The following is a 24,417-nucleotide window of genomic DNA, read 5'->3' on the forward strand; positions in this document are numbered from 1 at the left end:
GCGCTCACGGCCCGCACGCTCACTGCTCGCGCGGTTCGGTGGCCTCGAACGCCGGGGTCGGCTGCCAGTCGCCGACGCTGTCGCCGAGCGCGTAGTCCACGTCGTGCGCAAACAGCGGGCCCAGATCGCGCACCTGGTCCACGCCCGCCACCACAAGGAACTTGCCGTGCTCGCGCACCGCGCGCGTCACGCCGCCCCAGTGCGCGGCCAGCGCGGCGGCATCGGGCGCGTCGATCATCACGCCGACCGGATTGCCCAGCCGCAGGAACGCCGCGTCGAACTGCGCGGGGTCCGACAGGCGCAGCATCCAGCCGCTCGTCTGCGACGCGCGCTCGAGCGCGGCGATCGCGGCCGAGCCCGCGAGCAGCTTCGCCGCCGGCACCAGCAACAGCAGCTGTTCCGGCGCCGGGCCGTCGCTGCGCAGCCAGTGCGTGAACATCGGATCTTCGAGCGTGGCGTCCGACACCTGCAGCAGCACCCGCCAGCCGCGCGAGGCCACCGCCGCCGAACTTGCGTAGTGGCGCAGCAGGCGCAGCGCGAAGCGGTCGAGCGTGGCGCTCACGCCGAGCGACGAGGCGATCTCGCCGTGCACGTCCGGCGCCACCGGCGGCGCCGTGCGCGCGCCGGGCGGACGCAACATCAGACGGGCGAGGAACTGCCCCTCGCGCGTGCCGCGCACCGGCATCAGCGGGCGGAAATGCAGCTCGCCCACGCTCGGCGTGAGCGGCTGCGACAGCATGGCGGCGACGATGCGGCGCAGCGGATCGGCGGTGTCGCGCACGTCCGCGCCCAGATCGCGCAGCGCAAGCCGGTCCTCGCGCGCGCGCGCACCGTCCACCGCCTCGATCGCGGCCGCGATGACGCTGTCCGGATCGGCGCCGCAGCCGTCGTAGCGCGCCATGCCGACGCTGAAGCCGACCTTGAGCGGCACGCTCGTCGACAACCAGCCGCGCGCCGCCAGGCGCTGACGCAGCTGCGCCGCCTCGTTGCGCAGGCCCTGCTCGCTGGCCGCGTGCAGCAGCACCAGATGGGAGAACTCGCCGAGACTGCAGCTGTGGCCTTCGCCGCCATAGTCCGCCGCGACCGCAAGGCCGATCTGCAGCGCGAGGTCGCCGGTACGCACGAACCCCAGCCGCGCCGCGGTCGCATTGACCTGGTCCATCGCGACCACCGCCACCGCCGCGCACGTGCCCGGCAGACGCCGCACGCGTTCGATCGCCTCGACGAAACGCACCCGGTCCACGCGCGAGGACAAGTCCTCGTCCACGCTCGCGGCACGCGCCGGTTGCGCCAGCTGCCGGGCGCGGTCGATGCGGCTGTTGACGTGCGCGATCAGGTGCCGCGGCCGGACCGGCTTGGCGAGGAAGTCGTCGCCGCCGGCGGCCATCGCCTCGGCGCGGCGGTCCAGATCGTCCTCGCCGGTGAGGAACACGATCGGCACGTGCGCCAGACTTGCCTGCTCGCGGATGCGCTGCGCAAGCTGGATCCCGTCGAGATCCGGCAACTGGATGTCGAGCAGGATCAGGTCCGGCGTGCGCTGGCGCAGCAGCGTCTGCGCGGTCTGCGCATCGGACGCGATGTCGACCTCGAAGCCCTGGTGGCGCAGCAGCGATTCGCAGAACATCGCCTGGCCGCGGTCGTCCTCGACCACGAGCACGCGGTAGGCGCTTTCGCGCCGCCGCAGCAGGGCGGCGATCAGCAGCGCGGCGGCGCGGTCGGGCTGGGTTTCCGGCAGCACCACATCGGCGCCGGCACGGCGCGCGTGCAGGCGCAGGGTGAGGTCGGCGTCCAGGCCCACCACGGCCCACAGCACGCGGTGCGAGACCGCGCTGCCGTGACGCGCGGCCACGTCGAGCAGCGGTTGCAGCGCATCGATGCGGTCGGCCGGCAGCAGCACGGCGTCCGGCAGGGCCTTGTCCAGCGCCAGGCGCGCGGCGTCGAGCGAGGCCATCGGCGACACCGCGACGCGCTGCTGGCCGAGCGCGGCGGCCAGCGCATCGTCGTGTCCGCCGCCCTGCAGGTGCAGCACGCGGAACAGGTGCGGCGACGGCGCGCGCCGCTCGGGCGCGGCCTTGCCGCGTGCCGGCGCCACCGCGCGCGCGAGCGACTCGACCAGCTCGCGCAGGCGCGTGCGCTGGTGCGCGTCGGGGATCAGATCCGCGTCGGCGAACGTGCACAGGTACACCGCGATCGCGGCCGCGGCGTCGGCGGCCTCGCCGGCGGCCAGCACGTCGGCCAGCGACGCCAGCGACTCGATCCGCTCGAACAGCGCGGCCACCTCTGCCGGCACCCAGGCATCGAGCTGCGGCTCGAACGCCTCGCACCAGGCCTCGAGTTCGCTGCGCCAGGCCAGCGTCTGCAGCGGTGCCGCGTCGTCGTGTTTCATGCCCGGATCCTCTGCAGCGCCGCGGCGGCGAAGCCGCATCCTAACCGCTCGCGCACCGCCGGCGGCAAGCGCGGCGGTGCGCGGCGCGGTCAGAACAGGCGGTTGAGCACCATCAGCAGGCCGGCGATCGAAGCCACCCACGCGATGCTGCGCACGTACGGCACACCGGCCGCATATAGCGGCACGTACACCAGCCGCGCCCAGAAATACAGCTGCGCGCCGAACGCCGTGCGTTCGTCGGCGACACCCGCCGCCATCACCGCGAGCACGGCCGCGGCGAAGAACGGAAACGTCTCGAGGAAATTGCGCGACGCCCGGTCGAGCCGCCCGGCAACCCCGGACGGCGGCGGCAGCACCGAGTCGCGCGCCCCCGCGTTCCACGCAAGCCCGCGCTCGCGCGTGACGAATGCCGCGGCGAGCATGATCTGCGCAAGTCCGAGCGCCGCGCTCCACGCCAGCATGGTGAGTTCGATGGCCATGAGTCCCTCCCGTTGAAGGCCTCCAGTGTGCACGCGTCCGGTGCAATCCGCGACGTGCGCCGAAAGTCCTTTTCGATCATCGGCCTGCCGAGCATCGTTGATGCAGATTGTCAACCCCGGCGGCGCCACTCGCGCATGTGGCAAGGCTCCGCTATCGTCGCCGGATGTCTTCCGTGCTTCCCGCCGAACGCCAGGTCCTCACGCCGTCGCAGCTCAATGCGCTGGCGCGCGACATGCTGGAAGGTGCCTTCCCGTTGATCTGGGTGGAGGGCGAACTGAGCGGCGTGTCGCGTCCGGCCTCCGGACACGTCTATTTCACCCTCAAGGACGCGCGCGCCCAGGTGCGCTGCGCGCTGTTCAAGCCCAAGAGCCAGTGGCTGAAGTTCCGCCCTGCCGACGGCATGCACGTGCTGCTGCGCGCACGCCTGACCGTGTACGAGGCGCGCGGCGACTACCAGCTGATCGTCGAGCACATGGAGGAAGCGGGCGAAGGCGCGCTGCTGCGTGCGTTCGAGGCGCTGAAGGCCCGCCTGCAGGCCGAAGGACTGTTCGCCGCCGAGCGCAAGCGGCCGCTGCCGCGCTTCGTGCGGCGGCTGGGCATCCTGAGCTCGCCCAGCGGCGCGGCGATCCGCGACGTGATCAGCATCCTGCGCCGACGGTTTCCGCTGCTCGAGGTCGAGCTGCTGCCGGTGCCGGTGCAAGGCGACGGCGCCGCCGCGCAGATCGTCCGCCTGCTGCAGCGCGCCGACGCGAGCGGGCGCTACGACGTGCTCCTCGTCACCCGCGGCGGCGGCTCGCTCGAAGACCTCTTCGCCTTCAACGACGAGGCGCTGGCGCGCGCGATCGTGGCGTCCACGACGCCGGTGGTGTCGGCCGTGGGGCACGAGATCGACGTCTCGATCGCCGATTTCGCCGCGGACCTGCGCGCCGCGACGCCCTCGGCCGCCGCCGAACTGCTGACGCCGGACGCCGCGGCGCTGCGCGCGCTGCTCACCCGCCGGCGGCAGCAGCTTGCGCTGGCGTTGCGGCGCGTGCGCGAACACGCGGCGTTCCGCGTCGACCAGCTGCAGCAGCGCCTGACCCTGCAACACCCGGCATTGCGCCTGCAGCACGGCGCCGAGCGCCTGCTCGCGCTGCGCCTGCGGCTGCAGCGCGAGGCGGTGCGCCAGCTGGAGCGTCGCGTCGAACGCACCCGCCGCGCCGGCGTACGCCTGTCGCATCGCCAGCCGCAACTGCATGCCCTCGGCGAACGCACAGCACGCGCCGGCGAACGCCAGCGCGCGGCGATGCAGCGCCTGCTCGAACGGCGCCGGCAGAAGCTGCTGGAACTGGGTCGCGCCCTCACTGCCGTGAGCCCGCTCGCGACCCTGGAACGCGGCTACGCCATCGTGCTGGACGAACGCGGCAACGTGCTGCGCCACGCCGATGCACTGTCGCCCGGCCAACGGGTGCAGGCACGTTTCGTCGACGGCACGCGCTGGCTCCGGAGCGAGTGATGTCGCGCCCTGCATCCTCCCGTCGCGCACCATCGACGGTCCCGCGTCTGCGATCGACGCCGCCTGCACTGCGGTGGCCCGCGTCCGGACGGCATCGTACCGCCGCCGGCAGCGGCACCGACCAACACATGAAACCACGCACATGATCCGCTCCCTCTGCGTCTATTGCGGCTCCAACACCGGCCGCAACCCGATCTACGCCGACCGCGCCGCCGCACTCGGCTCCCGCCTCGGCCACGACGGCATCACGCTGGTCTACGGCGGCGGCAACGTCGGCCTCATGGGCATCGTCGCGGATGCCACGCTTGCGGCCGGTGGGCAGGCGATCGGCGTCATTCCGCAGCAGCTGGTCGACCTCGAAGTCGCGCACACGGGCCTGACCACACTCGAAGTCGTCGACACGATGCACGCGCGCAAGATGCGCATGTTCGACCTCGCCGATGCCTTCGTCGCCCTGCCCGGCGGCTTCGGCACGCTCGACGAGATGTTCGAGATGCTGACCTGGCGCCAGCTTGGCCTCGGCGACAAGCCGTGCGCGTTCCTCGATGCGAACGGGTTCTACAGGCCACTGCTGTCGATGATCGATGGCCTCGTGGACGAAGGCTTCCTGCACCACGCGCAACGCGAGGACCTGTGGCACGGCGACGACATCGACGCGATGCTTGCGTGGATGCGGGCGTATCGGCCTGCGCAGGCATCGAAGTGGCTGGACGGGAAGCGCCGGCCGATCGCGCGTTAGGTTTGCCGCGGACCATCGCCAGGCGGCGTGTGTGTGTGTCGCGCAGCGGTAGAGTGGACGGAGAGGGCGATGGGCAGGCTGGTGCGTTGTGTTATCTCGTCGTGACTGATAGTCCGGTGCAGCGGTGGCGGTAACGTGAAGCGGCTCGGCTCCGCTGCCCCCTTCCGCCTGCCGGCACCTTCCCCCGTTGCACGGGAGAAGGATTCCGCGGTGGGGGCTCGGCGGGAGAAGGGTTCGGCGCTGGGAGCCCGGCGCGAGAAGGATTCACGGCCGGGGGCTCGGCGCGCGGCACCGCGTTCGGGACGGTCCGCGCGGCCGGCAAACGGCGCGTGCGACAATGCCTTCTTCGCGCATCGACACGAGCCCCGCGCCCATGACCGTCCCCACTTCCTTCCGCGCCTTCCGCATCCACGCCGACGGCGGCAAGACCCACCGTGCCGGCATCGAGCAGGTCGGGCTGGACGATCTCGCCCCCGGCGAGGTGGTCATCAAGACCGCGTATTCGTCCGTCAACTACAAGGACGCACTCGCCGGCACCGGCTCGGGCAAGATCCTGCGCCGCTTCCCGCTGGTCGGCGGCATCGATGTCGCGGGTTATGTCGCACGTTCGTCCGATCCGGCGTTCAGGGAAGGCGATGCGGTGCTCGTCACCGGCAGCGGGCTGTCGGAAACACGCGACGGCGGGTATTCGGAGTACGCGCGGCTCGAATCGAAATGGACCGTCCCCCTGCCCAGCGGACTCACGCTGCGCGACGCGATGACGATCGGCACGGCCGGGTTCACCGCCGCGCTGGCGCTCTACCGCATGGAAGCCAACGGACAGACGCCGGACATGGGCCCGGTGGTGGTCACCGGCGCCACCGGCGGCGTCGGCATGCTGGCGATCGACATCCTCACTCGCGCCGGCTACGAGGCGCACGCGATCACCGGCAAGCTCGACCAACTCGACGTGCTCACGGACCTGGGCGCGCGACAGGTGATTTCGCGCAAGGACCTGCACTGGGGGCAGCGCCCGCTCGAGGAATCGAAGTGGGCCGGCGCCATCGACAGCGTCGGCGACGAGATGCTGAACGGGCTCACGCGCGTGATCGCCCCCTACGGCAACATCGCCAGCTGCGGCCTCGCGGCGGGGCACGAATTGCATACGACGGTGATGCCGTTCATCATCCGCGGGGTATCGCTGCTCGGAATCGCTTCATCCGGCACGGCACGGGGGATACGCGACGCAGTCTGGAGCCGCCTGGCGGACGCCTGGAAACCGGCCCACCTGGACCGCATCGCCACGCGCGAGGTCGGACTGGATGCCCTGCCGGGCGTGTTCGACACCATGCTCGCGGGTCGCTCTTTCGGCCGAACTGTCGTGAAGCTCTGACGAGCGTCGGCACTTTTGCTGCGAACCGCTTCTAGCCCGTGGGGCGAGCGGATAGAATCGTTGAACCGGTTCGGCCGATTCGCTCGGCGGACGGACACCTGTCGAGGAATAGCATGGCCCGAGTTCTGATCGTCGATGATTCTCCGTCGCAGCTGATGGGCATGAAGCGCATCATCGAAAAGCTCGGCCATGAAATCGTCACCGCCGAAGACGGCGCGCTCGGGGTGGAAGCGGCCAAGCGCGAACGGCCGGACCTCATCCTCATGGACGTGGTGATGCCGAACCTCAACGGCTTCCAGGCCACCCGCTCGATCGCGAAGAATCCCGACACCTCGCACATCCCCATCGTGCTGGTCACCACCAAGGACCAGGAGACCGACAAGGTCTGGGGCATCCGCCAGGGCGCCAAGGCGTATCTGACCAAACCGGTCAACGAAGCCGCACTGATCCAGCTGGTGAAGGAACTGCTGCCGGGGACCTGACGACGGCGCGCGGCGTTGCTTCTGCGCCCTGCTCTGCCCCTTCCCCCTTGACGGGGGAAGGCTGGGATGGGGGTGTTGCTTTCGTTCTGCCGACGCCTCGCATGCTGCTGCGCTCGATGCGTGACTTACGAGCGAGATCAAGATCCACCCCCATCCCAACCCTTCCCCGTCAAGGGGGAAGGAATTTTCGCGGACTATCTTGCCGCGTCGCCAACGGCGGCCCGGTTGTCCACCGCGTCGTTCAGCGGCACGAACCGCACCCCCATCCGATTCCACGTGCCGCCGGCCGCGCGCGGGTAGGTCAGCGCCACGTCCAGCCGTGCCAGTTCCGGCGTGCGGAAATGCGCCAGCACCGTTCCGGCAGCCGCGCCGGACACCGGCATCTGCGTCGCGTCGCAGTCCGGACAGAAGCCGGTGAAGCTGGTCATGGCGAACTCCTGCGCGTCGGCCCCGGTGCCGCTGCCCAGCGCCCAGCGGATGGTGCCGCCGGCATCGTAGTAGTACAGCCCGAGCGCAGTGGTTTCGCCGCGACGGGTGATGGTGGCGCCGTAGTTCGGCTCCGCGGGCGGAAACCACAGGCCGGTGACCTCGAAGCGCGGCGTGCCGGCGTCGAAGAACGATGCCTCGATCGCCTCCGACCCGTCCGTGCCGCGCGCGTCGAAGCGCCAGTGCAGCGTGGCGCGCGTGTCCGACGCAAAATCGATGCCGACGCGGCCCACATCCACGACCGACACCACCCCCGTGTCCGGATCGCGCCGGCTCCACTGCAGGCGCGCCTGCCAGCGCGGGCCCGTCAGCGACGCGGCGGCCTGGTAGGCCGTGGGTTGGCCGTCGTCGGCATAGGTGTACCAGGCCAGCAGCAGCGTGTTGCCGCTGGTCTGCAGGTCCAGGCCATGTCCGCTGCGCGCCGGCGCCCAGATGCCGCGGTACGGGTTGATGCCCAGTTCGATCGCACCGATGTCGCAGCGCGGCACCGCGCCCGGGGTGAGTGTCTGCGGGCGCGGTGCGCCGCGCTGGTCCACCGTGCCGCACTCGAGCGCGCCCGGTGCGCCGGCGGCGGCGCCGGTGTCGATGGCCGCGCCGACCGGCGCATGGCCACCGAGTGCCGGATCGAATGCGCCGAGTGCCAGCGCCAGTCCGCTGCGATCGGACTGCGCGACCAGCCCGCAGGCGGAGCCGTCATCGATATTGAAACCGAAACTCGACGCGGTGAACCCGTCGCAGGCCGTCGACGCGGTCGGCGGCGAACCGTCCGGATCCGGACGATTGTCCTGCAGCAGCGCGTGGCCGGACACCAGGCTCGCGCCCTGCCCGTCGGCCAGCAGCGGCGCCGGTGCGTTGCCGACGATGCTCGCCGCCTGCAGATCGAGCGACGCATTCGACCACAGCAGGCTGCCGTGGCCGACCTGCGTGACGGTGCTGGCGCGCAGGACGGTGCGTCCCGCGGTCGTCGCGATCGCGGCCGGGGCGCCGCCGAGGTCCCGCAGCAACACCTGTTGCAGCTGCAGTTGCCCGCTCGATGCGACGATCGACTGCGCGCCGTGCTCGATCGACGATCGCCGCAGCGTGGCGAGTCCCGCATTGTCGAGCAGCCGTCGCCGCGGCTGCTGCGCATCGCCGCCGGCGTCGAGATGAACGGCGTCGAGCACCAGGGCGCCCTCGCCGCCGACCTGCAGCAGCGCCGTCGGCGACCCCGCCGATGGCGGCAGCGCGAAGTCGCCGTGGTTGCCGTACAGCGAGAGCGCATCGGTCACCATCCATGCGGACGGCGGCGCCGCGTCGTCGCCTCGTGCCGGCAGGGTTTGCGGGGTCGGTCCGCGGTCCACGACAATCGCCGTCGCGCCAGCGCCGGTCGCGCGCTGCAACGCGTCCGACAGGCCCGCCCCGTCGGCATGCGATCGCAGCACGGCGAGATCGCCGCTGTCGTTGTCGAGCAGCCGCACCGTCAGCGGCGGCAACGCGATCGACGTGGCGGGCGGCAGTTCGCCGCCCTGCGGCGCCACCGACGACAGCAGCGTAATCGCAATCGTGCGATCGCCGCCGTCCTCGGCGTCGTCGAGCATCGGCACCGGAAAGACCTTGTCGCCGCCCTCGCCGGGAGCCCACGCGACGCCGCCGTCGAACGGCGCGCCCGCCACCGTTGCCGACACCGAGACCGTGCCTCCGAGATCGGCACCGACGCGGCGCAGCACGATCCGCGCGGCATCGCCCTCGCCCACCACCGACGGCGCCGACACCACCGTCGCCAACGGCGCCGCCGCCGCGTCGGCCACCGTGACAGCGACCGTACTGCGATCGGTTCCACCGAAATCGCCGGCAACCCCGACCGCGCTTTCGTACGCAGTCCACGCCCCGTCCGCCCAGTCCGCGGGCGTAGCCGGATCGGCATCGAGCGCCATCGCGGCGTAGTCGCGCGTGGCGACGCCGAAACGCACTTCGCCCGAGGTCTGCGGCGCATCGAATTCGAAGGCGAAGGTGTCGTCGCGATACCGCAGCACGCGTGCCGGGTCGTCGAGCCAGGTGCCGGCGGCGGTGTCGACCGATCCGAGCGCCGTCCCCGCCGCGTCGAGCAGCGACACTTCCACCGCCGGCGCCGCGCCGGTGGCCCCTGCCATCGGCAGCACCGCGCCGTCCGTGTCGCGCATCCGCATCGGCTTGCTGAAGGCCAGTTCCACGCGATACCGCGCGCCGCGCACCAGCGCGGCATCGCCGCTGCGCTGCAGCGCGCGCTGGCCGGTGGTCGGATTCCAGACCCAGCGCAGCTGCTGTGCGAGGCGTCCGCTGCCGGCTTCGAAAAAGCGTGCACGTGACAGATGCGCGGGTCCGGCCATGCGATAGAACGCCACCAGATGCGTTTCGGCCCAGGCCTCGCGCACGCGACGCGCTTCGCTGGCCGGCAGGATAAAGCCGCTGTGGGTGACGTTGGTACCGCCGTATTCGGCCGCGCTGTTGCTCGGCTCCAGCTCCAGCGTCCACGCCGGCACCAGCCACTGGTACGCGAAATACTCGGCGGCGGCCCCGATGCCCTGGTTGGCCGGGTCCGGCACGTTGCGGTAGCTCGCGCCGCCCGAGACCTGGATGTGGTGCGAGCGCAGGCGGTCGATGAGCGCCGTCTGGATCGAGTTCAGCCGCGTACGGCCGGTGTTGGACGAGTAGAACACTTTCGAGAACGTGTGCACGTCGATGCCCAGCCGCATGCGCGACGCCGGGCCGAGTTCCGCCGCGCGCACCAGCGACTGGTTCTCCGCCTCGCCGTGCGGCGCAGTGCCGTGGTAGGTCAGCGAGCGCGGGTCGGCCGACGATCCGCCGGGCCCGACCGAGGTCGCCCACAGCGGCGGATGGTTGCGGTTGAGGTCGGTGCCGCCCAGATGATCGGCGAACGTGGTCAGCACCTCGTCCACGCCGGGCATGTTCTTGCGCCGCATGCGGCCGTCGCGCGGCCAGTCGTTGGGGAAATCCGGATCCTGGCCGACGATGGCCTGGGTCGGATACCGCTGCGACTGCAGGAAGCCGTCCACGTTGTGGACCGGAATGACGATGACGCGCGTGTTGTCGAGCACGTAGCGCACGATGCCGCGGTCGCCGGCCCCGTCGACGAGGCGTTCGAGCGTGCCGGCGGCCACCTCGGGCGCGGCCCACTCGCGCGCGTGCGTGGTCGCATTGATGAAGAACGCCGCTTCCGGACGGCCCTCGACATCGACGCCGTCCGCGTCGCTCGCCACGTATGCCCACTGCACGCGGTTGGCGGAGCTGCGGCCGATGTCGTGCGCGGAGAGATCGTCGGAATCGAAGGCGAGCGCCTGCAGGCGGGCCTCCAGCGCGGCGTAGCTGCGGAATCCGTCCACCGGCGCGAGCGAATCGATCGGCACCGGCACCGGCAGGCCGTAGACGTAGGTGTTCGGCCCGCCCACCGCTTCGGTGAACGTGTAGATCTGCTGCGCCGCGACAGGCCCCGCCAGCAGCGCCGCGCCCAGCGCGGCGATCCGCGTGCGCGCGCTCACCGCTGCAGCTCCGCGCGCACCGCGGCGGACAGCCGTGCATCCCCGCGCAGCGCATGCAGGCGGACCTCGGCTTCCGGCCCGCCGTGCAGCCGCAACGCGAGCGCGAGATGGCCGAGCGTGGCGGCATCGGACGCGGAGGCGAGCAGCGCGTCGATCCGTGCCAGCGCGTCCGGCACCTGCGCCAGCGCCGCGGCCACCGCTGCGCCGCCGTCGCGCGTTGCGAGCATTCCGCGCAGCAGCGGGTCCGCGACGTCGCCGGGATCGCTCCACCGCACCAGCGCGAACGCGGCAACGGATGCGTATGCCGGCCGTGCAAGCGCCTCGCGCAGGACCGTGCGCGCGTCGGCGCGCGGCAACGCCGGCAGCGTCTGGGCAAACAGTGGCAGCACATCGATCGGATCGCCGACGTCGAGGGCGTGCATGAACGTGTCCGCATCCGCCGCGCGCCGCGCGAACGCGGCGAGCACCGGGCTCGGCCACGCCACCGCCTGCGACTTGGCGTGAGCGCGCAGCATGTCGAACACGGCAGGCGATGCCGCCGCCACGGCGAGCGCGGCGACCTGCGGTGCGGCCTGCGCGAGGGACCGCGAGGCCTCGTCCGCCCGCTTGCGCGCAAGCACCGCGAGCAGCGCGTCGACCTCGCGCTCGCGCGCCTGCAGCAGACGGACCGACTGCACCCGCCCCGGCAGATCGAAGACCGGCAGGAACCAGTCCGCCGCGGTTTCCTCGTGCCGCCGCCACACCGACACCGGCCAGGCGCCGAGCGCGTCGAGCAGCGGCCCGGGCACCGCGGCACCGCGGCGCTGCAGGCGATCGAGCAACCGCGCTGCGGTGGCTTCGCGACGCAGCGGATCGGCGATGGTCTGCAACGTCTGGACCACCTCGGCGGCGTCGCCGCCGGCGGCCAGCGTTGCGTCCAGCGCCGCGGCGTGTACGTCCGCCTCGGGTGCCCGCACGACATCGACCAGCACCGCGCCCGGCGGCAGCGTCGCAGTGGCCGCCGGCGCGGATGCCGCAGCACACAGCAGTAGCCCGGTCAGCAGCAGATGGCGCATGGCGGTCTCCGGCGAATGCGAAAGTATAGGACCGACGCGCGGCGGGCCGGTGCCGTCGCGCCGCGGCTCGCGCCGCGCGGGCTCAGGAGCTGCAGGACAGCGTCGAGCAGCCGGGACGGTCGCGTGCCCAGTCGGGCCGGCGTGTCGCAAACGCATCGCGGCCCGGCTGGTCGTCGTACGGATACCGCAGCACGTCGAGCAGTTCCTCGATACCGGACACGTCGCCCTGCTCGGCGCGATCGATCGCCTGCTGTGCCAGATAATTGCGCAGCACGTACTTCGGATTGGCGGCGCGCATGCCGGCCTGCCGCTCGTGCGCCGGCGCGGCATCGGCCAGCACGCGCCGGGCGTAGTCGGCGAGCCAGTCGCGCAGCGCGGGCTCTGCGGCTGCGCGCTTGTCCGCATCGTAGAACGCCGCGTCGAAATGCGACGACGACGGCGCATGCAGATCGAGCGAGCACAGCGCACGGAAGAACAGCGTCATGTCGATTTCGCCCGCCTGCAGGATCCCGTGCAGTGCGCGCATCCGCACGACGTCCTCGTCGCCGGCATCGCGCAGACCGAGCTTGGCGGCGATCATCGCGCGGTCGGCGGCCATGAACGTGTCGACGTAGGCCTGCAGCCCGTCCTGCAGCGGCGCCGCGTCGTCGAACAACGGCGCGAGCGCCTGGGCGAGGCAGCCGAGATTCCAGTACGCGACCTGCGGCTGCGCACCGAAGCGGTAGCGGCGGCCCTCGGCATCGGTGGTGTTGGGCGTCCAGTCCGGATCGAAGTCGTCGATCCAGCCGTACGGGCCGTAGTCGATGGTCAGGCCGAGGATGGACAGGTTGTCGGTGTTCATCACGCCGTGCACGAAGCCCACGCGCATCCACTCCGCCATCAGGCGCGCGGTGCGCTGCGCAACGTCCGCGAACCATGCCGCACGGCGCTGCAGTGGCGTGCCGTCGATCCACGGAAAATCGCGCGCGATGCAGACGTCGACGAGCGTGCGCAGCAGATCGGTCTCGCCGCGCGAGGCCGGCAGTTCGAAATGCCCGAAACGCAGGAACGAAGGCGCCACGCGGCACACGATGGCACCCGGTTCGGCGCGCGGCCGTCCGTCGTAGAACATGTCGCGCACCACGCTCTCGCCGGTGGCCACCAGGCTCAACGCGCGCGTGGTCGGCACGCCCAGGTGCGCCATCGCCTCGCTGCAGAGGAATTCGCGCACCGACGAACGCAGCACCGCGCGACCGTCTGCACCGCGCGAGTACAGCGTGCGGCCTGCCCCCTTGAGTTGCAGCTCCGCACGCGAGCCGTCGCGCGCGATCGCCTCGCCCAGCGAGATCGCCCGGCCGTCGCCGAGTTGCCCGGCCCAGTGCCCGAACTGGTGACCACCGTAGTTTGTCGCGTACGGCACCATCCCCGGCAGCAGCGCGTTCCCGCCGAAGACCTGCGCGAAGCGGTCCGAGCGAAGATCGCTCGCATCGATGCCGAGCAGCGCCGCCACCTCGGGTGAGGCCGCGAGCAGGCGCGGCGATGCCACCGGCGTCGGCGCAACCTGCGACCACACCGCGCCACGCACCTCGCGCACGCGTGCGCCGGTCTCGGGATCCCCGGGCAGCGCGTGCAGCAGGCGGTTGTCGAAGCTCAGCTGCATCGCGGCCCTCGCTGTCGGAAACAGCGAAGATGGAGCTTGCCGGCGCAAAAGAAAAGCGCGCGACCCGAAGGTCGCGCGCCCGATCCGGAGCGGCTCCGGCAGCTGCGGTCAGTGCAGGCTGCGTTCGAAGTCGCGGACCTGCTTTTCGGCCTCGTCGCGCGCGACGCCGTAACGTTCCTGCACCTTGCCAGCGAGGTAATCGCGATTGCCTTCGGCAACGGTCAGATCATCGTCGGTCAGCTTGCCCCACTGGGCCTTGGCCTTGCCGCCGAGCTGCTTCCATTTGCCCTTGATGATGTCTTCGTTCATGACATGTCTCCTTGTCGTGATGGGAATCGGATGAAGCGACGCTGCGCGAGAACGCACTGCGGCGATCGTCCGATCAGCGCGTCTTCAGCGCCTTGGTCTCGACGCCGGTCACGCCTTCGATCGCCTTGGTGAGCGCGATCGCGCGGTCGACCTGCGCCTGGTCGTCGAGCACACCGGCCAGCGTCACCACGCCGTTGACGGTCGTGACGTTGATCTTGGTGCCGTCGACATTCTCGGTGGCCAGAAGATCGGCCTTCACCTTGGTGGTGATCCAGGTGTCGGTGCCCGGCTGCGCCGAGTCGGTTTCCGACGCCGCGCCCGTCTTCATCGTGTCGTCCGCGGCGAACGACGCGCCCGACACGGAGAAGAGCAGCGCGGTCGAGAAGATGGCGGCAGTCAGAGTACGGATCTTGTTGTTCATGCGATGAGTCTCCTGGTGATGACAACTTCGGATGTCGAAGTCCGGGAGTGTCATTACAAGAGGCGTGCCAGCCGATAGCGTTTGCGAATCAACGGCTTGCGCAGCGATTATTGCGGCGGCGCGTGCATCGGGCACGATGCGCGGCAGGCACCGTTGCCGATCGCACGACGCCGATCAGGCGCGCGCGCGGCGACGCGCCGTGCGCAGGCTCTCGGACGCACCGATGCATAGCGCAAGCCACCCGAGTCCGAGCGCGTAGCCTGCAAACACATCGCTCAGATAGTGCACCTGCAGCAGCACACGGCTCGATCCGATCGCGGCCACCAGCACCAGCGCCGTCGCGACGATGCGCCGATGCCAGCGCTCCGGCGCGAGCACCAGCAGCAGGTAGGCGAGCATGCCGTAGAACACCAGCGACCCGGCCGCGTGGCCGCTCGGGAAGCTGTAGCCGGTTTCGATCGCGTATCCGTGGTCGTGCACCGGGCGCGTGCGACGGAACAGATCCTTGAACAGGCGGATCAGCAGTCCATTGCCGAGCAGCGTGAACACCCACAGCCAGGCGAGCAACCGGTGTCGCGTGGCCAGCAATGCGACGGCGATAATGCTGGCGGCCGCGACGATCACCGCATCGTCGCCCAGGTACGTCAGCCAGCCCAGCGCGGCGAGCAGCGGCGCGCCGAAGGTGTCGGCCAGCCAGGCATGCACGCGGTTGTCCAGCGCGACGAGCCTGCCCTCGCCCATCACCGACACCGCGAGCGCGGCAAACACGCCCGACGCGATGCCCAGCAACCCCGAGGCGGTGCGCTTGCGCAGCATCGGGATCGGCGCGTCCTCGCCCGCGTGGTCGCGCCGGCGCCACGCGACCGCGGCGCCGGCGGCGCCGGCGACGAGCAGAAGCACGAACAGCCAGAGCGCGTGCGCGTCGACAAAGGCCCGCAGCTCAGCCATCGGCGCTCCAGCCGGACACGTCGAAGACCAGGCTGCAGCAGGTCACCGCACCTTCGGCCTTCTGCAGTTCGGACACGTCGATCGTGTGCACGTCGAGCCCGTGTGCGTCGAGCAGTGCGCGGGTGCGCGGGAATGCGTCGGGATACACCACCGCCGTGCCGATCGCGAGCGCGTTCGCCGCGTGCGCTTCGTCCTCCGCCACGGCGATGCGATGCCAGCCATCGAACGTCGCAGGATCGACCCACGCCGGCTGCACCAGCAGCGTGTCGTCGGACACCCGCGTGACCGCGGACTTCAGGTGCAGGCAACCGTGCAGCGGCACCGGCACCACGTCGTAGCCGAACGGGGCCACGCGGCGCGCCAGTGCGGCGATCCCGTCCGCACTGCTGCGCGACGACCGCCCGACGTAGAGCGTGCGGCCCAGACGCAGCACATCGCCGCCGTCGAGCGTTGCGGGCGGATCGAGCGGCAGGACGTCGCGCCACCGCGCCAGCGCCTGCGCCACGGACGCCACCTCGCCGCGCCGGGATTCGGCACCGGGGCGGGTGGCGATCGCCATCTCGTCGAACACCAGCGCCACGTCTTCGACGAACACCGCATCGGGCGAAAGATCGAGCGCGGGCAGCCGGACCACGTCGCAACCGAGCGCGGCCAGCAGGTCGCAGTACGCGTGGTGCTGCCGGCGCGCGCGTGCCACGTCGATCGCCGTGCGTTCGACGTGCGTGAGCTGGCACCGTTCGAGCGCGGCGCTGACATCGCGCACGAGCGCGACCCGACGTACGGCGTTCACGTGCGTGCGCTCCGTGCCGCGCGTGTCACTCCGCAAGTTTCGCGAAACGACCCTTCAGCGCCACGCCCGACATCAGCATGCCCGAATGACAGCGGTAGTTGACCGGGTCGCTGACCTCGTTTTTCTTGTAATAGCTCTTGATGTCGATGACCGCGTTGGCGCCGAGCTGCTTGGCCTTTTCCTGGAACGCCAGCAGCACCGAAATCGCCACCCAGCGGCAGGCTTCGGCATCGGACTTGTTGGTGCCGTTGGTCTTCTTGTTGCTCACGTCCTCGCTCATCGACTGCAGCACGCGCGGGTGCGGCTGGCCGGCGAGGTAGAACTTCACGCTGCCGTCGAGGCCTTCGGCTTTCGCCATCGGCGAGTCGATCACTTCCTGCAGCGGCATTTCGCTCATGGTGTCGCGCGCGGCCGCGGGAGCGGCCACGGCAAGCGCGGCGAGGACGGTCAGGGCGAATCGGTGCATGGAGCCTCCTTGTCGATGAAAAGCGGTGCGGGCGATGCTGCGCAAGCGCGGTGCGCGCTCAGCCGCTCCAGCGGCGGAACACCAGCGAGGTGTTGATGCCGCCGAAGGCGAAATTATTGCTCATCACCACGTCGGTGGCGATCTCGCGTCCGTTGCCGCGCACGTAATCGAGCGTGGCGCAGCGCGGATCCGGCGTGTCCCGGTTGAGCGTCGGCGCGAACCAGCCGGCGCGCAGCATTTCGATGGTCATCCACGCCTCCAGCGCACCGCACGCGCCGAGGGTGTGGCCCATGTAGCTCTTGAGCGAACTGATCGGGATGGCCTCGCCGAACACGCTGGCGGTGGCTTGCGATTCGGCGATGTCGCCGTGGTCGGTGGCGGTGCCGTGGGCGTTGACGTAGCCGACGTCACGCGGCGCGATGCCGGCGTCGTCGAGCGCGAGCCGCATCGCGGTGGCCATCGTGCCGGCGCTGGGCTGGGTGACGTGCTGGCCGTCGCTGTTGGTGCCGAAACCGATGACCTCGCACAGGATGTCGGCGCCGCGCGCACGCGCGTGCCCCAGCTCCTCGAGCACGAAGGTGCAGGCGCCCTCGCCCAGCACGAGGCCGTCGCGGTTCGCATCGAACGGCCGCGGCGTGCACTGCGGTGCGTCGTTGCGCGTGCTGGTGGCGAACAACGTGTCGAACACGGCGGCGGCCGTGGGGTCGAGCTCCTCCGCGCCGCCGGCGAGCATCGCGATCTGGCGTCCGGAGCGCACCGCTTCGAATCCGTAGCCCAGGCCCTGGCTGCCCGAGGTGCAGGCGCTGGACGTGGTGATCACGCGCCCGGTGAGGCCGAACGTCACGCCGATGTTGACCGGCGCGGTGTGGCTCATCATCTTCAGATAGGTATTGGCGGTGATGCCGGCGGTGTTGCATTCGCCGAGCATGCGTCCGAAATCCGCCGTGGCGTTCGGCGAACCGGACGACGAACCGTAGGACACGCCCACCTGCCCGGAGCGCAGCAGCGGATCGCCGAGCAGGCCGGCCTGCTGCAGCGCCCGTTCGCTCGCGAGCGTGGCCATCAGTGCGACGCGCCCCATGCTGCGCGTGGTCTTGCGGTTGTAGTGCGCCGGCAGCTCGAACGGCGCGGCAGGCGCACCCAGGCGTGTGTTGAGACCGATGTACTTGTCCCACTCCGGGATACGCGCGACCGCATTGGTGCAGCTGCGCAGTCGCGCCATCACCGTGTCGCGGTCGTTGCCGAGCGGGCTGATGGCGCCGACGCCGGTGACCACGACGCGCCTGACGGCGTGCGCACTCATCCGACCAGCCCGCCGTTCACGGACAGCACCTGCCGCGTGATGTACGCCGCATCGTCGGACAGCAGGAAGGCCACTGCGGCGGCGACCTCGTCCGGCCGCCCGAGGCGGCGCGCGGGGATCAGCTTGAGGGCTTCGGTGGCGATCTCGTCGTCGATCATGTCGGTCTCGATGACGCCGGGCGCCACGCAGTTGACGGTGATGTCGCGCCTGGCCAGTTCCAGCGCCAGCGCCTTGGTGGCGCCGATGATGCCGGCTTTCGCGGCGCTGTAGTTGGTCTGGCCGCGATTGCCGACCAGGCCCGACACCGACGACAGTGTGACGATGCGCCCGGGCGCGCGTCTCCGCACCATCGGCATCACGACCGGCTGCAGCACGTTGTAGAACGCGTCCAGATTGGTGTGGATGACGCTGTCCCAGTCGTCGCCGCTCATCGCGGGGAAGGCGTTGTCGCGCGCGATGCCGGCGTTGCAGACCACGCCGTAATAGGCGCCGTGCGCTTCGATGTCTTCGCCGATGGCTGCCGCGCAGGCGGCGCGGTCGGCCACGTCGAAGGCCAGCACGCGCGCATTGCCCCCGGCGTCGCGCACGCGGCGGGCGACGGCCTCGGCGTCGTCGACGCGGCTGCGACAGTGCACCGCCAGGTCGTAGCCGTCCGCGGCGAGGCGTTCGGCGATGGCGCGGCCGATGCCGCGGCTGGCGCCGGTGACGAGCACGCAGCGGCGCGCGCGGTCGGCGATCGGGGCCGTCATGTCGACGCTCCATGCAGGAAGGCGCCCGCGTCGGCAGGCTCGAACACCGACACGTGCGCGTTCGCGAGTTCGTCGCCGTCGCACAGGATGCGGCAGTCGAACACGCCCAGGCCGTTGTCGCCCATGACTTCGCGCCGCGCCTCGACACGCAGCACGCAACCCGACGCAAAATGGCTGCGGGTGCACGCGTACCGCCGCGTGCCGAGCAGGAAGCCCAGCTTCGGCCCGTCGCCGCGATCGCGCGCGCGGGCGCCGGCCCATGCGGCGATCGCCTGCGCCATGTATTCGATGCCGACCCAGGCCGGGACGCCCGCGCGCTCGACGAAGAGCCCGTCGAACGGCACATCGGCTTCCACGACGATGCTGTCGTCGTCGTGCGCGAGGATGCGGTCCACCAACCGCATCGCGCCGCGATGCGGAATGCAGGCTTCGATCGGCGGCATGCCCGTGGCCATCATGCCGCCGCCAGCAGCAGCGCGGCGTTGCTGCCGCCGAACGCGAACGACAGGCTCAGCGCGTGCCGCGGCGCCCGCGCGGCGCGTTCGCCCGGCGCCACGAGATGCAGCGACGGCAGCGCGGGATCGGCGGCACCGTCCCACCAGTGCGGCGGCAGCGCGCCGTGCGGATTGCCGGCGAGCGTGGCCCAGCAGATCGCGGCCTCGATCGCACCGGCGGCGCCGAGCGTGTGTCCGGTCAGCGGCTTGGTGCCGCTGCACGGCGCGCGGATGCCCGAGGCGGCGAGCGCGCGCGACTCCATCGCATCGTTGAGCGGCGTGGCGGTGGCGTGCAGGTTGACGTAGTCGAGCCCGGACGCATCGATGCCGGCACGCGCCAGCGCCTGCGCGATGGCGGCGATCGCGCCGGTGGCGTCCGGATCCGGCGCGGACATGTGGTGCGCATCGGAGCTCTCGCCCCAGCCCGCGAGCCGCACCGGCGCCGGCTCGCGCGTCATCACGAACAGCGCGGCGCCTTCCCCGATGTTGATGCCGTTGCGATGGCGCGACATCGGGTTGCAGCGCCCGGCCGCCACCGATTCGAGCGCGCTGAAACCGGCCACGGTGAACCGGCACAGCGAGTCCGCGCCGCCGCAGATCACCGCGTCCGCGATGCCGGCGCGCAGCAGGCGCGCGCCGGCGATCATCGCCTTGGCACCCGACGAACACGCGGTGGACACGGTGTACGCCGGCCCGCGCGCGCCGCTCTCATGCGCCACGTAGGCCGACGGCGCACCGATCTCCTGCTGGCCGTAGTGGAATTCGTCCGGCCAGCGGCCGTGCGCGCGGTGGAACGCGTTTGCGCGTTCCGATTCGCCGATGCCCGACGTGCTCGTGCCGACGATCACGGCCACGCGCGCCGCACCGAACCGCTCGATCGCCGCGTCGGCCTGCGCACGCACCTGCGCGTACGCCATGCGCAGCAACGCGTTGTTGCGGCTGCGCCAGACACGTTCGCGGTCGCGCATGTCCGGCAGCGGTTCCTCGACCAGGCCCAGCGCCAGGGTGCGGCCGGGCGAATAGCGGTCGCTCTCGCACAGGCCGCGCGGTGCATCGGCCGCGAACAGCGCGGCGCGGAACCGCGACGCGTCGTGCCCGAGCGCGCTCACGGTGCCCGGTGCGTGCAGGAACACCTCGCCCGTCATGCCGCCCGCTCCCGCGTCGGCGCGGGCATCGTCGGCTCCACGCGGTGTGCGGCAGCCGCGTCGAGCGACACCGACCGCACCGTCAGCCGGTAACCGTCGGCATGGTTCTCCAGCGTGACGGTGCCGTCGTCGGCCATGCGCGCCGCAAGCCACACGGTACCGTCGTGCCGCAGATTGCGCGTGCCGCCCTCGCCGTCCACCTGCCACCCCGGCGGCAGCGCGGCACGGATCGCGTCCAGTGGCCAGTAGACGAATTGCAGATCGTCGAGCACGCGTTCGCCGCGCACCGCCGCCGGCAGCCAGTCGGCGCGCGTCTGCGCAAGCGTGACGCCATCCCACGACAACGTGACGCCGGAGCGCCCGAGCGCCTGCACTGCAAGCGACACGCGCTGCGCGTCCACTTCCAGCAGCGCATCGAGTGCGCGCCGCTCCGGCCCGAAGGCGAAGTCCAGCCGCTGTTGCAGCGCCAGCGTGCGGCCGAGGCTGGCCGGCGCGAGCTGCAGCGTGGGCAGCACGATGCGCGCACGCGGCGGCGGCGCCGCACACGCGGCCATCAGCAGCGCGAGCGTCGCACCGCGGGCCAATGTCAGCGCGGCGCGCACAGCTCCTCCAGCACGCCGAGGCGGCGCTTGGTGTCGGCCACGTACGGATTGCTTTTGTCCCAGGCGTAGCCGGCGAGGATCGAACAGATCTTGTTGCGCACGTCGACCGGCGGATCCGGATGGAAGATGATGTTCTGGAACGTGCCGGCGTACCAGGCTTCCACGAACGCGCGGAACGTATCGACGCCGTCGCGCAGCGGTTTCGCGTACTCCGCCTCCCAGTCCACGGCCTCGCCCGCGTACGTGCGCGCGATCGCGTCGGTGGCGAGCTGCGCGGACTTGAACGCGATGGTCACGCCGGAGGAGAACACCGGATCGAGGAATTCGCCGGCGTTTCCGAGCAGGGCGAACCCGGGCCCCCACAGCGACTTCACGTTCGACGCATACCCGACGATCTGCCGCACCGGCATCACGCCCCAGGCCGCGTCGCGCAGAAGCGTCGAGAGGCTCGGCACGCCGGCCACGATGGCCTGCAACCGTTCCATCTCGCTGCCCTCGAACTGCGCCAGATAGTCGGTCCGCGCCACCACGCCGAGCGAGCAGCGCCCGTTGGAAAACGGAATCAGCCAGAACCACACGTCCACGTGCTCGGGATGCACGGTGATGAGGATCTTCTCGCGATCGAATTCGCCGACCGGAATGCGGTCTTCCACATGCGTGAAGATGGCACCGCGCGCGGGAAAATTCGACGGCTGCTCCAGCGCCAGCAGTCGCGGCAGCGTGCGGCCGAAGCCGCTGGCATCAAGCACGAAGCGCGCCTGCACGGCGTAGTCCTCGCCCTCGGGCGACCGTGCCGTCACGCCGGGCGATTCCGGGTGCGGCGTCATGGCGGTGACTTCGTGGCGGAAGCGCAGGTCGGCACCGAGGCGGCGTGCACCGTGCGCGAGTACCTCGTCGAAACGCGCGCGCTGCACCTGGTAGGTGGTGCCCCAGCCGGTGGAGAACTTATCGCGGAAATCGAACTCGGTGCGGCGCTCGCCCCACGCGAACGCAGCGCCGTTCTTGTACTGGAAGCCGGCTTCGACCACGTCGCGCAGCAGGCCGGCCGCCTCGATGTATTCCATGCTCTGCGGCAGCAGGCTCTCGCCGATGGAGAACCGCGGGAACTGCTCGCGTTCGAGCATCATCACGCTGCGGCCCTGCCGGCGCAGGAACGCCGCGGCAACCGAACCCGCGGGACCGGCGCCGACGATCAGCACGTCGGTGGTTTCAGTACGCATGCGATCCATCACTCCGAACAGGGGGCATCGATTCGTCCGCTCGACGCCGGAACAGCGGCGACAGCAGCCACACAAGGCCGATGCCGAACAGCAGGGCAAGCCCGAACGCGCGCAGCGCGGGCGTCGCCGACAGCGCCAGCAGCCCGAACGCCAGCCACGTGCTGGCCGCACCCAGACACACGGCGAGCCACGACGCCGGATCGCCGCGGTGCTCGAGCAGGAAGATACCGTAATCGATCCCCATGCCCAGCAAGACGAGCAGTCCGAGGATCGTGAACAACTGCAGCGGCTGGCCGAGCAGCGCGAGCAGCGCGACCGTCAGTGCGGTCGCAATGGCCGTCGGCAGGCTCGCGCGCCACGCCTCACGGCCATAACGCAACAGCAGCAGCACGAATGTCAGCACGTGGCCGGCGATCAGCAAGGCGGACATCGTGCCGCGATATTCGCCGAGCAGGCTCGACATCTGGCCGACACGGTCGATCCATTCCACGCCCGGCAATCCGTACGCGAGCGACGCGACCGCAGCCACCGCCTGCGGGCCGGCCAGGCCGTCGAGCAGCACCACGCTGGCGGGTGCGCCGTCGACGTCGGGCTGCCAGAGCGCGCGCGCCGGCAGCGACGCGGGCGATGCGAGCCAGGCCTCGGGCTCCAGCGTGCCGATCGCGCGTGGGGGGCGCGGAACATCGTCGTCGAGCTGTTGCGCCACGCGCGCGAGCACCGCGCCTTCGACCGATGCCGACAGCGCCGCGTTTTCGCGCTGGCGCTGGCGCGACGGGACCCAGTCGGAGACCGCGCGCCAGCCGGCCAGCGTGCCGTCGGCCACCGCGACACGAAGACGCTGCGTGAGCGCCTCCTCGCGTTGCAGCACCTCCTCTGCCGTGTCGCCGGTGACGAGGAAAAACTGCGCCGGACTCGGCAGGCGCAGCACCGACACCGCATCGCGCTGCGCATCGACCAGCGATTGCGGCGAGCTCTGCAGGCTGCGCAGGTCGTCGTCGACCTGCAGCCGCAGGAGTCCGGCCACGCAGACCGCCGCCAGCACCGCCGCCGCGGCGAAACCCGCGACGCCGGGGCGCAGCACCGGCCATGCCGCGAGCGATCGGCCGATGCGCCGCGACAGCCAGGTGACACGCACCGGCCCATGATCGAGCCACGGAAACCAGAGCACCGCCGTCAGGAAGGCCGCGGCGAGCCCTACCGCCGAAAACAGCGCCATCTGCCGCAGGCCCGGGAACGGCGCCACGCCGAGCACGAGATACGCGAGCGCACTCGTCGCGAGCGCCAGCGACAGCCCGGGCAGCAGCGAACGCAACAACGCCCAGCGCGGCACCTGCGTGCCCTGACGGCATGCGAACCAGTGGATGCCGTAGTCTTCGGCCACGCCGACGAGGCTTGCGCCGAACACCAGCGTCAGCAGATGCACCTCGCCGAACACGAGCGCGGTCGCGGACACGGCGGCCAGCATGCCGACCGCCAGCGACAGCGCCACGAGCAGGATCGGCCGCAGCGAGCCGAACGCGGCCCACACCAGCAGCAGCACCGCGGCGAGCGATCCGACACCGATGGTATTGACCTCGCTGCGGGCCTGCACGGCGGCGGCCTCGGCATGCAGCGGCACGCCGAGCGGCAGGACGCGCAGCGCGCCGTCGTCGGCGCGCCGGATGGCGGCGTCGATGGCCGACTGCAGATGTGCCACGCCGTCGAGGCGGAACGCCGAATCGCGCAGCTCGTAACGCAGCACCGCCCACGCGCGACCGTCCGCATCGCGCACCAGATCGTCACCGCCGGCGTCCAGGCCCGCGGCGCGCTCGGCCCACCAGTCCGGCCACAGTCCGAGCGGATCGTCCGACCACGGCGTGAGTCGCGCACCGGCAAGCGGGCCGTACAGCCGCGCCAGCGCCTGCGCGGCAAGCGCGTCGGTGTCGGCCGTCGCCAGCGATTCGCGCTGCGCGGCGGTCAGCAGGCGATCGCGGAACGGCGCGAAGAAACCGCGCGCTTCGGCAAACCAGTCGGCGTTCGATGCGGCCGGCACCAGGCCGGTGCCGGCGTCCGCCAGCGCCTGTGCGAACACCGCGGCGGCGCGCCGCGTGGCGTCGGCGTCGGACGACGACAGCACGATCACCACCTGCCGTGCGCCCTGGTCCGCGATGCGCGCGCCCACCGCGGCGACATCCGGCCGCGCGTCGTCCACCGGCAGCAGCGCGAGCACGTCGCTCTGGAGGTTGCCGCTGCGCCAGAAGTGCCACTGGTGCGCAAGCACGGCCGCCACCAGCAGCAGCCACAGCCACGCGAGCGGGCGCGCATGGCGCGGTGCGGGCATC

The 24,417-nt window shown here is 71.3% G+C and carries 21 protein-coding genes; 4 read left to right on the forward strand and 17 right to left on the reverse strand.

Annotated elements, in window-relative coordinates; genetic code table 11:
- Positions 1–19 precede the first annotated feature (19 nt).
- Both HNQ52_RS01340 and HNQ52_RS01345 read right to left on the reverse strand, forming a co-directional pair.
- On the reverse strand, positions 20–2,386 hold the full coding sequence (locus HNQ52_RS01340) for a response regulator (RefSeq protein WP_183959031.1): 2,367 nt from the start codon (positions 2,384–2,386) through the stop codon (positions 20–22).
- A gap of 89 nt (positions 2,387–2,475) precedes the next feature.
- Positions 2,476–2,865, reverse strand: coding sequence for an MAPEG family protein (locus HNQ52_RS01345; protein WP_183959033.1), 390 nt, complete (start codon positions 2,863–2,865; stop codon positions 2,476–2,478).
- Positions 2,866–3,038: 173 nt separating this feature from the next.
- Between HNQ52_RS01345 and xseA the strand changes: the two genes are divergently transcribed.
- From xseA to HNQ52_RS01365, 4 genes are all read left to right on the forward strand, one after another.
- On the forward strand, positions 3,039–4,361 hold the full coding sequence (gene xseA, locus HNQ52_RS01350) for an exodeoxyribonuclease VII large subunit (protein ID WP_425486459.1): 1,323 nt from the start codon (positions 3,039–3,041) through the stop codon (positions 4,359–4,361).
- Positions 4,362–4,506: 145 nt separating this feature from the next.
- Positions 4,507–5,100 (forward strand): TIGR00730 family Rossman fold protein, encoded by a 594-nt coding sequence (locus HNQ52_RS01355; RefSeq protein ID WP_183959928.1) that lies wholly within the window; start codon positions 4,507–4,509, stop codon positions 5,098–5,100.
- A gap of 373 nt (positions 5,101–5,473) precedes the next feature.
- Complete coding sequence (locus tag HNQ52_RS01360; protein ID WP_183959037.1) at positions 5,474–6,472, forward strand: acrylyl-CoA reductase family protein; 999 nt, start codon at positions 5,474–5,476, stop codon at positions 6,470–6,472.
- 113 nt (positions 6,473–6,585) lie between these two features.
- Entirely contained in the window at positions 6,586–6,954 is a 369-nt protein-coding gene (locus HNQ52_RS01365) for a response regulator (protein ID WP_183959039.1), read from the forward strand.
- A gap of 194 nt (positions 6,955–7,148) precedes the next feature.
- Here HNQ52_RS01365 and HNQ52_RS01370 read toward each other — a convergent pair whose 3' ends face one another.
- The 15 genes from HNQ52_RS01370 to HNQ52_RS01440 all read right to left on the reverse strand — a co-directional run bounded on the left by HNQ52_RS01370 (position 7,149) and on the right by HNQ52_RS01440 (position 24,416).
- Entirely contained in the window at positions 7,149–10,955 is a 3,807-nt protein-coding gene (locus tag HNQ52_RS01370) for a M14 family zinc carboxypeptidase (RefSeq protein ID WP_183959041.1), read from the reverse strand.
- On the reverse strand, positions 10,952–12,010 hold the full coding sequence (locus tag HNQ52_RS01375; protein WP_183959043.1) for a hypothetical protein: 1,059 nt from the start codon (positions 12,008–12,010) through the stop codon (positions 10,952–10,954). Before HNQ52_RS01375 ends, HNQ52_RS01370 begins: the two co-directional genes overlap by 4 nt.
- Before the next feature lie 82 nt (positions 12,011–12,092).
- Positions 12,093–13,649: a protein adenylyltransferase SelO gene (locus tag HNQ52_RS01380; RefSeq protein WP_183959045.1), complete on the reverse strand. Its 1,557-nt coding sequence runs from the start codon at positions 13,647–13,649 to the stop codon at positions 12,093–12,095.
- 108 nt (positions 13,650–13,757) lie between these two features.
- On the reverse strand, positions 13,758–13,958 hold the full coding sequence (locus tag HNQ52_RS01385; protein WP_183959047.1) for a CsbD family protein: 201 nt from the start codon (positions 13,956–13,958) through the stop codon (positions 13,758–13,760).
- 73 nt (positions 13,959–14,031) lie between these two features.
- Complete coding sequence (locus tag HNQ52_RS01390) at positions 14,032–14,379, reverse strand: BON domain-containing protein (protein ID WP_183959049.1); 348 nt, start codon at positions 14,377–14,379, stop codon at positions 14,032–14,034.
- Positions 14,380–14,553: 174 nt separating this feature from the next.
- On the reverse strand, positions 14,554–15,327 hold the full coding sequence (locus tag HNQ52_RS01395) for a phosphatase PAP2 family protein (RefSeq protein ID WP_183959051.1): 774 nt from the start codon (positions 15,325–15,327) through the stop codon (positions 14,554–14,556).
- Positions 15,320–16,117, reverse strand: a complete 798-nt coding sequence (locus HNQ52_RS01400; RefSeq protein ID WP_183959053.1) for a dimethylarginine dimethylaminohydrolase family protein — start codon at positions 16,115–16,117, stop codon at positions 15,320–15,322. The genes HNQ52_RS01395 and HNQ52_RS01400 overlap by 8 nt, the downstream gene beginning before the upstream one ends.
- A 25-nt stretch (positions 16,118–16,142) precedes the next feature.
- Entirely contained in the window at positions 16,143–16,583 is a 441-nt protein-coding gene (locus HNQ52_RS01405; protein ID WP_183959055.1) for an excinuclease ATPase subunit, read from the reverse strand.
- A 58-nt stretch (positions 16,584–16,641) separates the two neighbouring features.
- Positions 16,642–17,886 carry a beta-ketoacyl-ACP synthase gene (locus tag HNQ52_RS01410; protein ID WP_183959057.1) on the reverse strand — a complete coding sequence of 415 codons (1,245 nt, stop codon included), beginning with the start codon at positions 17,884–17,886 and terminating at the stop codon, positions 16,642–16,644.
- A complete protein-coding gene (gene fabG, locus HNQ52_RS01415) occupies positions 17,883–18,635 on the reverse strand; it encodes a 3-oxoacyl-ACP reductase FabG (protein WP_183959059.1) in 753 nt (250 codons plus the stop codon). Before fabG ends, HNQ52_RS01410 begins: the two co-directional genes overlap by 4 nt.
- Positions 18,632–19,078, reverse strand: coding sequence for a hotdog family protein (locus HNQ52_RS01420; RefSeq protein WP_246387461.1), 447 nt, complete (start codon positions 19,076–19,078; stop codon positions 18,632–18,634). Before HNQ52_RS01420 ends, fabG begins: the two co-directional genes overlap by 4 nt.
- A gap of 11 nt (positions 19,079–19,089) precedes the next feature.
- The gene (locus tag HNQ52_RS01425; RefSeq protein ID WP_183959061.1) at positions 19,090–20,274 is read right to left on the reverse strand and encodes a beta-ketoacyl-ACP synthase; all 1,185 of its coding nucleotides are present in this window, start codon (positions 20,272–20,274) and stop codon (positions 19,090–19,092) included.
- Positions 20,271–20,876, reverse strand: coding sequence for a DUF3261 domain-containing protein (locus tag HNQ52_RS01430; protein ID WP_343059147.1), 606 nt, complete (start codon positions 20,874–20,876; stop codon positions 20,271–20,273). The genes HNQ52_RS01425 and HNQ52_RS01430 overlap by 4 nt, the downstream gene beginning before the upstream one ends.
- Positions 20,861–22,096 (reverse strand): NAD(P)/FAD-dependent oxidoreductase, encoded by a 1,236-nt coding sequence (locus HNQ52_RS01435; protein WP_183959063.1) that lies wholly within the window; start codon positions 22,094–22,096, stop codon positions 20,861–20,863. Before HNQ52_RS01435 ends, HNQ52_RS01430 begins: the two co-directional genes overlap by 16 nt.
- Positions 22,086–24,416, reverse strand: coding sequence for an MMPL family transporter (locus tag HNQ52_RS01440; protein ID WP_183959065.1), 2,331 nt, complete (start codon positions 24,414–24,416; stop codon positions 22,086–22,088). Before HNQ52_RS01440 ends, HNQ52_RS01435 begins: the two co-directional genes overlap by 11 nt.
- Between the last annotated feature and the right edge of the window lies 1 nt (position 24,417).

It is taken from the genome of Chiayiivirga flava (assembly GCF_014202825.1).
Lineage (GTDB): Bacteria > Pseudomonadota > Gammaproteobacteria > Xanthomonadales > Xanthomonadaceae > Chiayiivirga > Chiayiivirga flava.

Excerpts from the sequence above, each read along its gene's own strand:
- HNQ52_RS01340 (WP_183959031.1), bottom strand. The coding sequence starts at position 2,386 with ATGAAACACGACGACGCGGCACCGCTGCAGACGCTGGCCTGGCGCAGC.
- HNQ52_RS01345 (WP_183959033.1), bottom strand. The coding sequence starts at position 2,865 with ATGGCCATCGAACTCACCATGCTGGCGTGGAGCGCGGCGCTCGGACTT.
- HNQ52_RS01360 (WP_183959037.1), top strand. The coding sequence starts at position 5,474 with ATGACCGTCCCCACTTCCTTCCGCGCCTTCCGCATCCACGCCGACGGC.
- HNQ52_RS01365 (WP_183959039.1), top strand. The coding sequence starts at position 6,586 with ATGGCCCGAGTTCTGATCGTCGATGATTCTCCGTCGCAGCTGATGGGC.
- HNQ52_RS01375 (WP_183959043.1), bottom strand. The coding sequence starts at position 12,010 with ATGCGCCATCTGCTGCTGACCGGGCTACTGCTGTGTGCTGCGGCATCC.
- HNQ52_RS01380 (WP_183959045.1), bottom strand. The coding sequence starts at position 13,649 with ATGCAGCTGAGCTTCGACAACCGCCTGCTGCACGCGCTGCCCGGGGAT.
- HNQ52_RS01385 (WP_183959047.1), bottom strand. The coding sequence starts at position 13,958 with ATGAACGAAGACATCATCAAGGGCAAATGGAAGCAGCTCGGCGGCAAG.
- HNQ52_RS01390 (WP_183959049.1), bottom strand. The coding sequence starts at position 14,379 with ATGAACAACAAGATCCGTACTCTGACTGCCGCCATCTTCTCGACCGCG.
- HNQ52_RS01395 (WP_183959051.1), bottom strand. The coding sequence starts at position 15,327 with ATGGCTGAGCTGCGGGCCTTTGTCGACGCGCACGCGCTCTGGCTGTTC.
- HNQ52_RS01405 (WP_183959055.1), bottom strand. The coding sequence starts at position 16,583 with ATGCACCGATTCGCCCTGACCGTCCTCGCCGCGCTTGCCGTGGCCGCT.
- HNQ52_RS01410 (WP_183959057.1), bottom strand. The coding sequence starts at position 17,886 with ATGAGTGCGCACGCCGTCAGGCGCGTCGTGGTCACCGGCGTCGGCGCC.
- fabG (WP_183959059.1), bottom strand. The coding sequence starts at position 18,635 with ATGACGGCCCCGATCGCCGACCGCGCGCGCCGCTGCGTGCTCGTCACC.
- HNQ52_RS01420 (WP_246387461.1), bottom strand. The coding sequence starts at position 19,078 with ATGCCGCCGATCGAAGCCTGCATTCCGCATCGCGGCGCGATGCGGTTG.
- HNQ52_RS01425 (WP_183959061.1), bottom strand. The coding sequence starts at position 20,274 with ATGACGGGCGAGGTGTTCCTGCACGCACCGGGCACCGTGAGCGCGCTC.
- HNQ52_RS01435 (WP_183959063.1), bottom strand. The coding sequence starts at position 22,096 with ATGCGTACTGAAACCACCGACGTGCTGATCGTCGGCGCCGGTCCCGCG.
- HNQ52_RS01440 (WP_183959065.1), bottom strand. The coding sequence starts at position 24,416 with ATGCCCGCACCGCGCCATGCGCGCCCGCTCGCGTGGCTGTGGCTGCTG.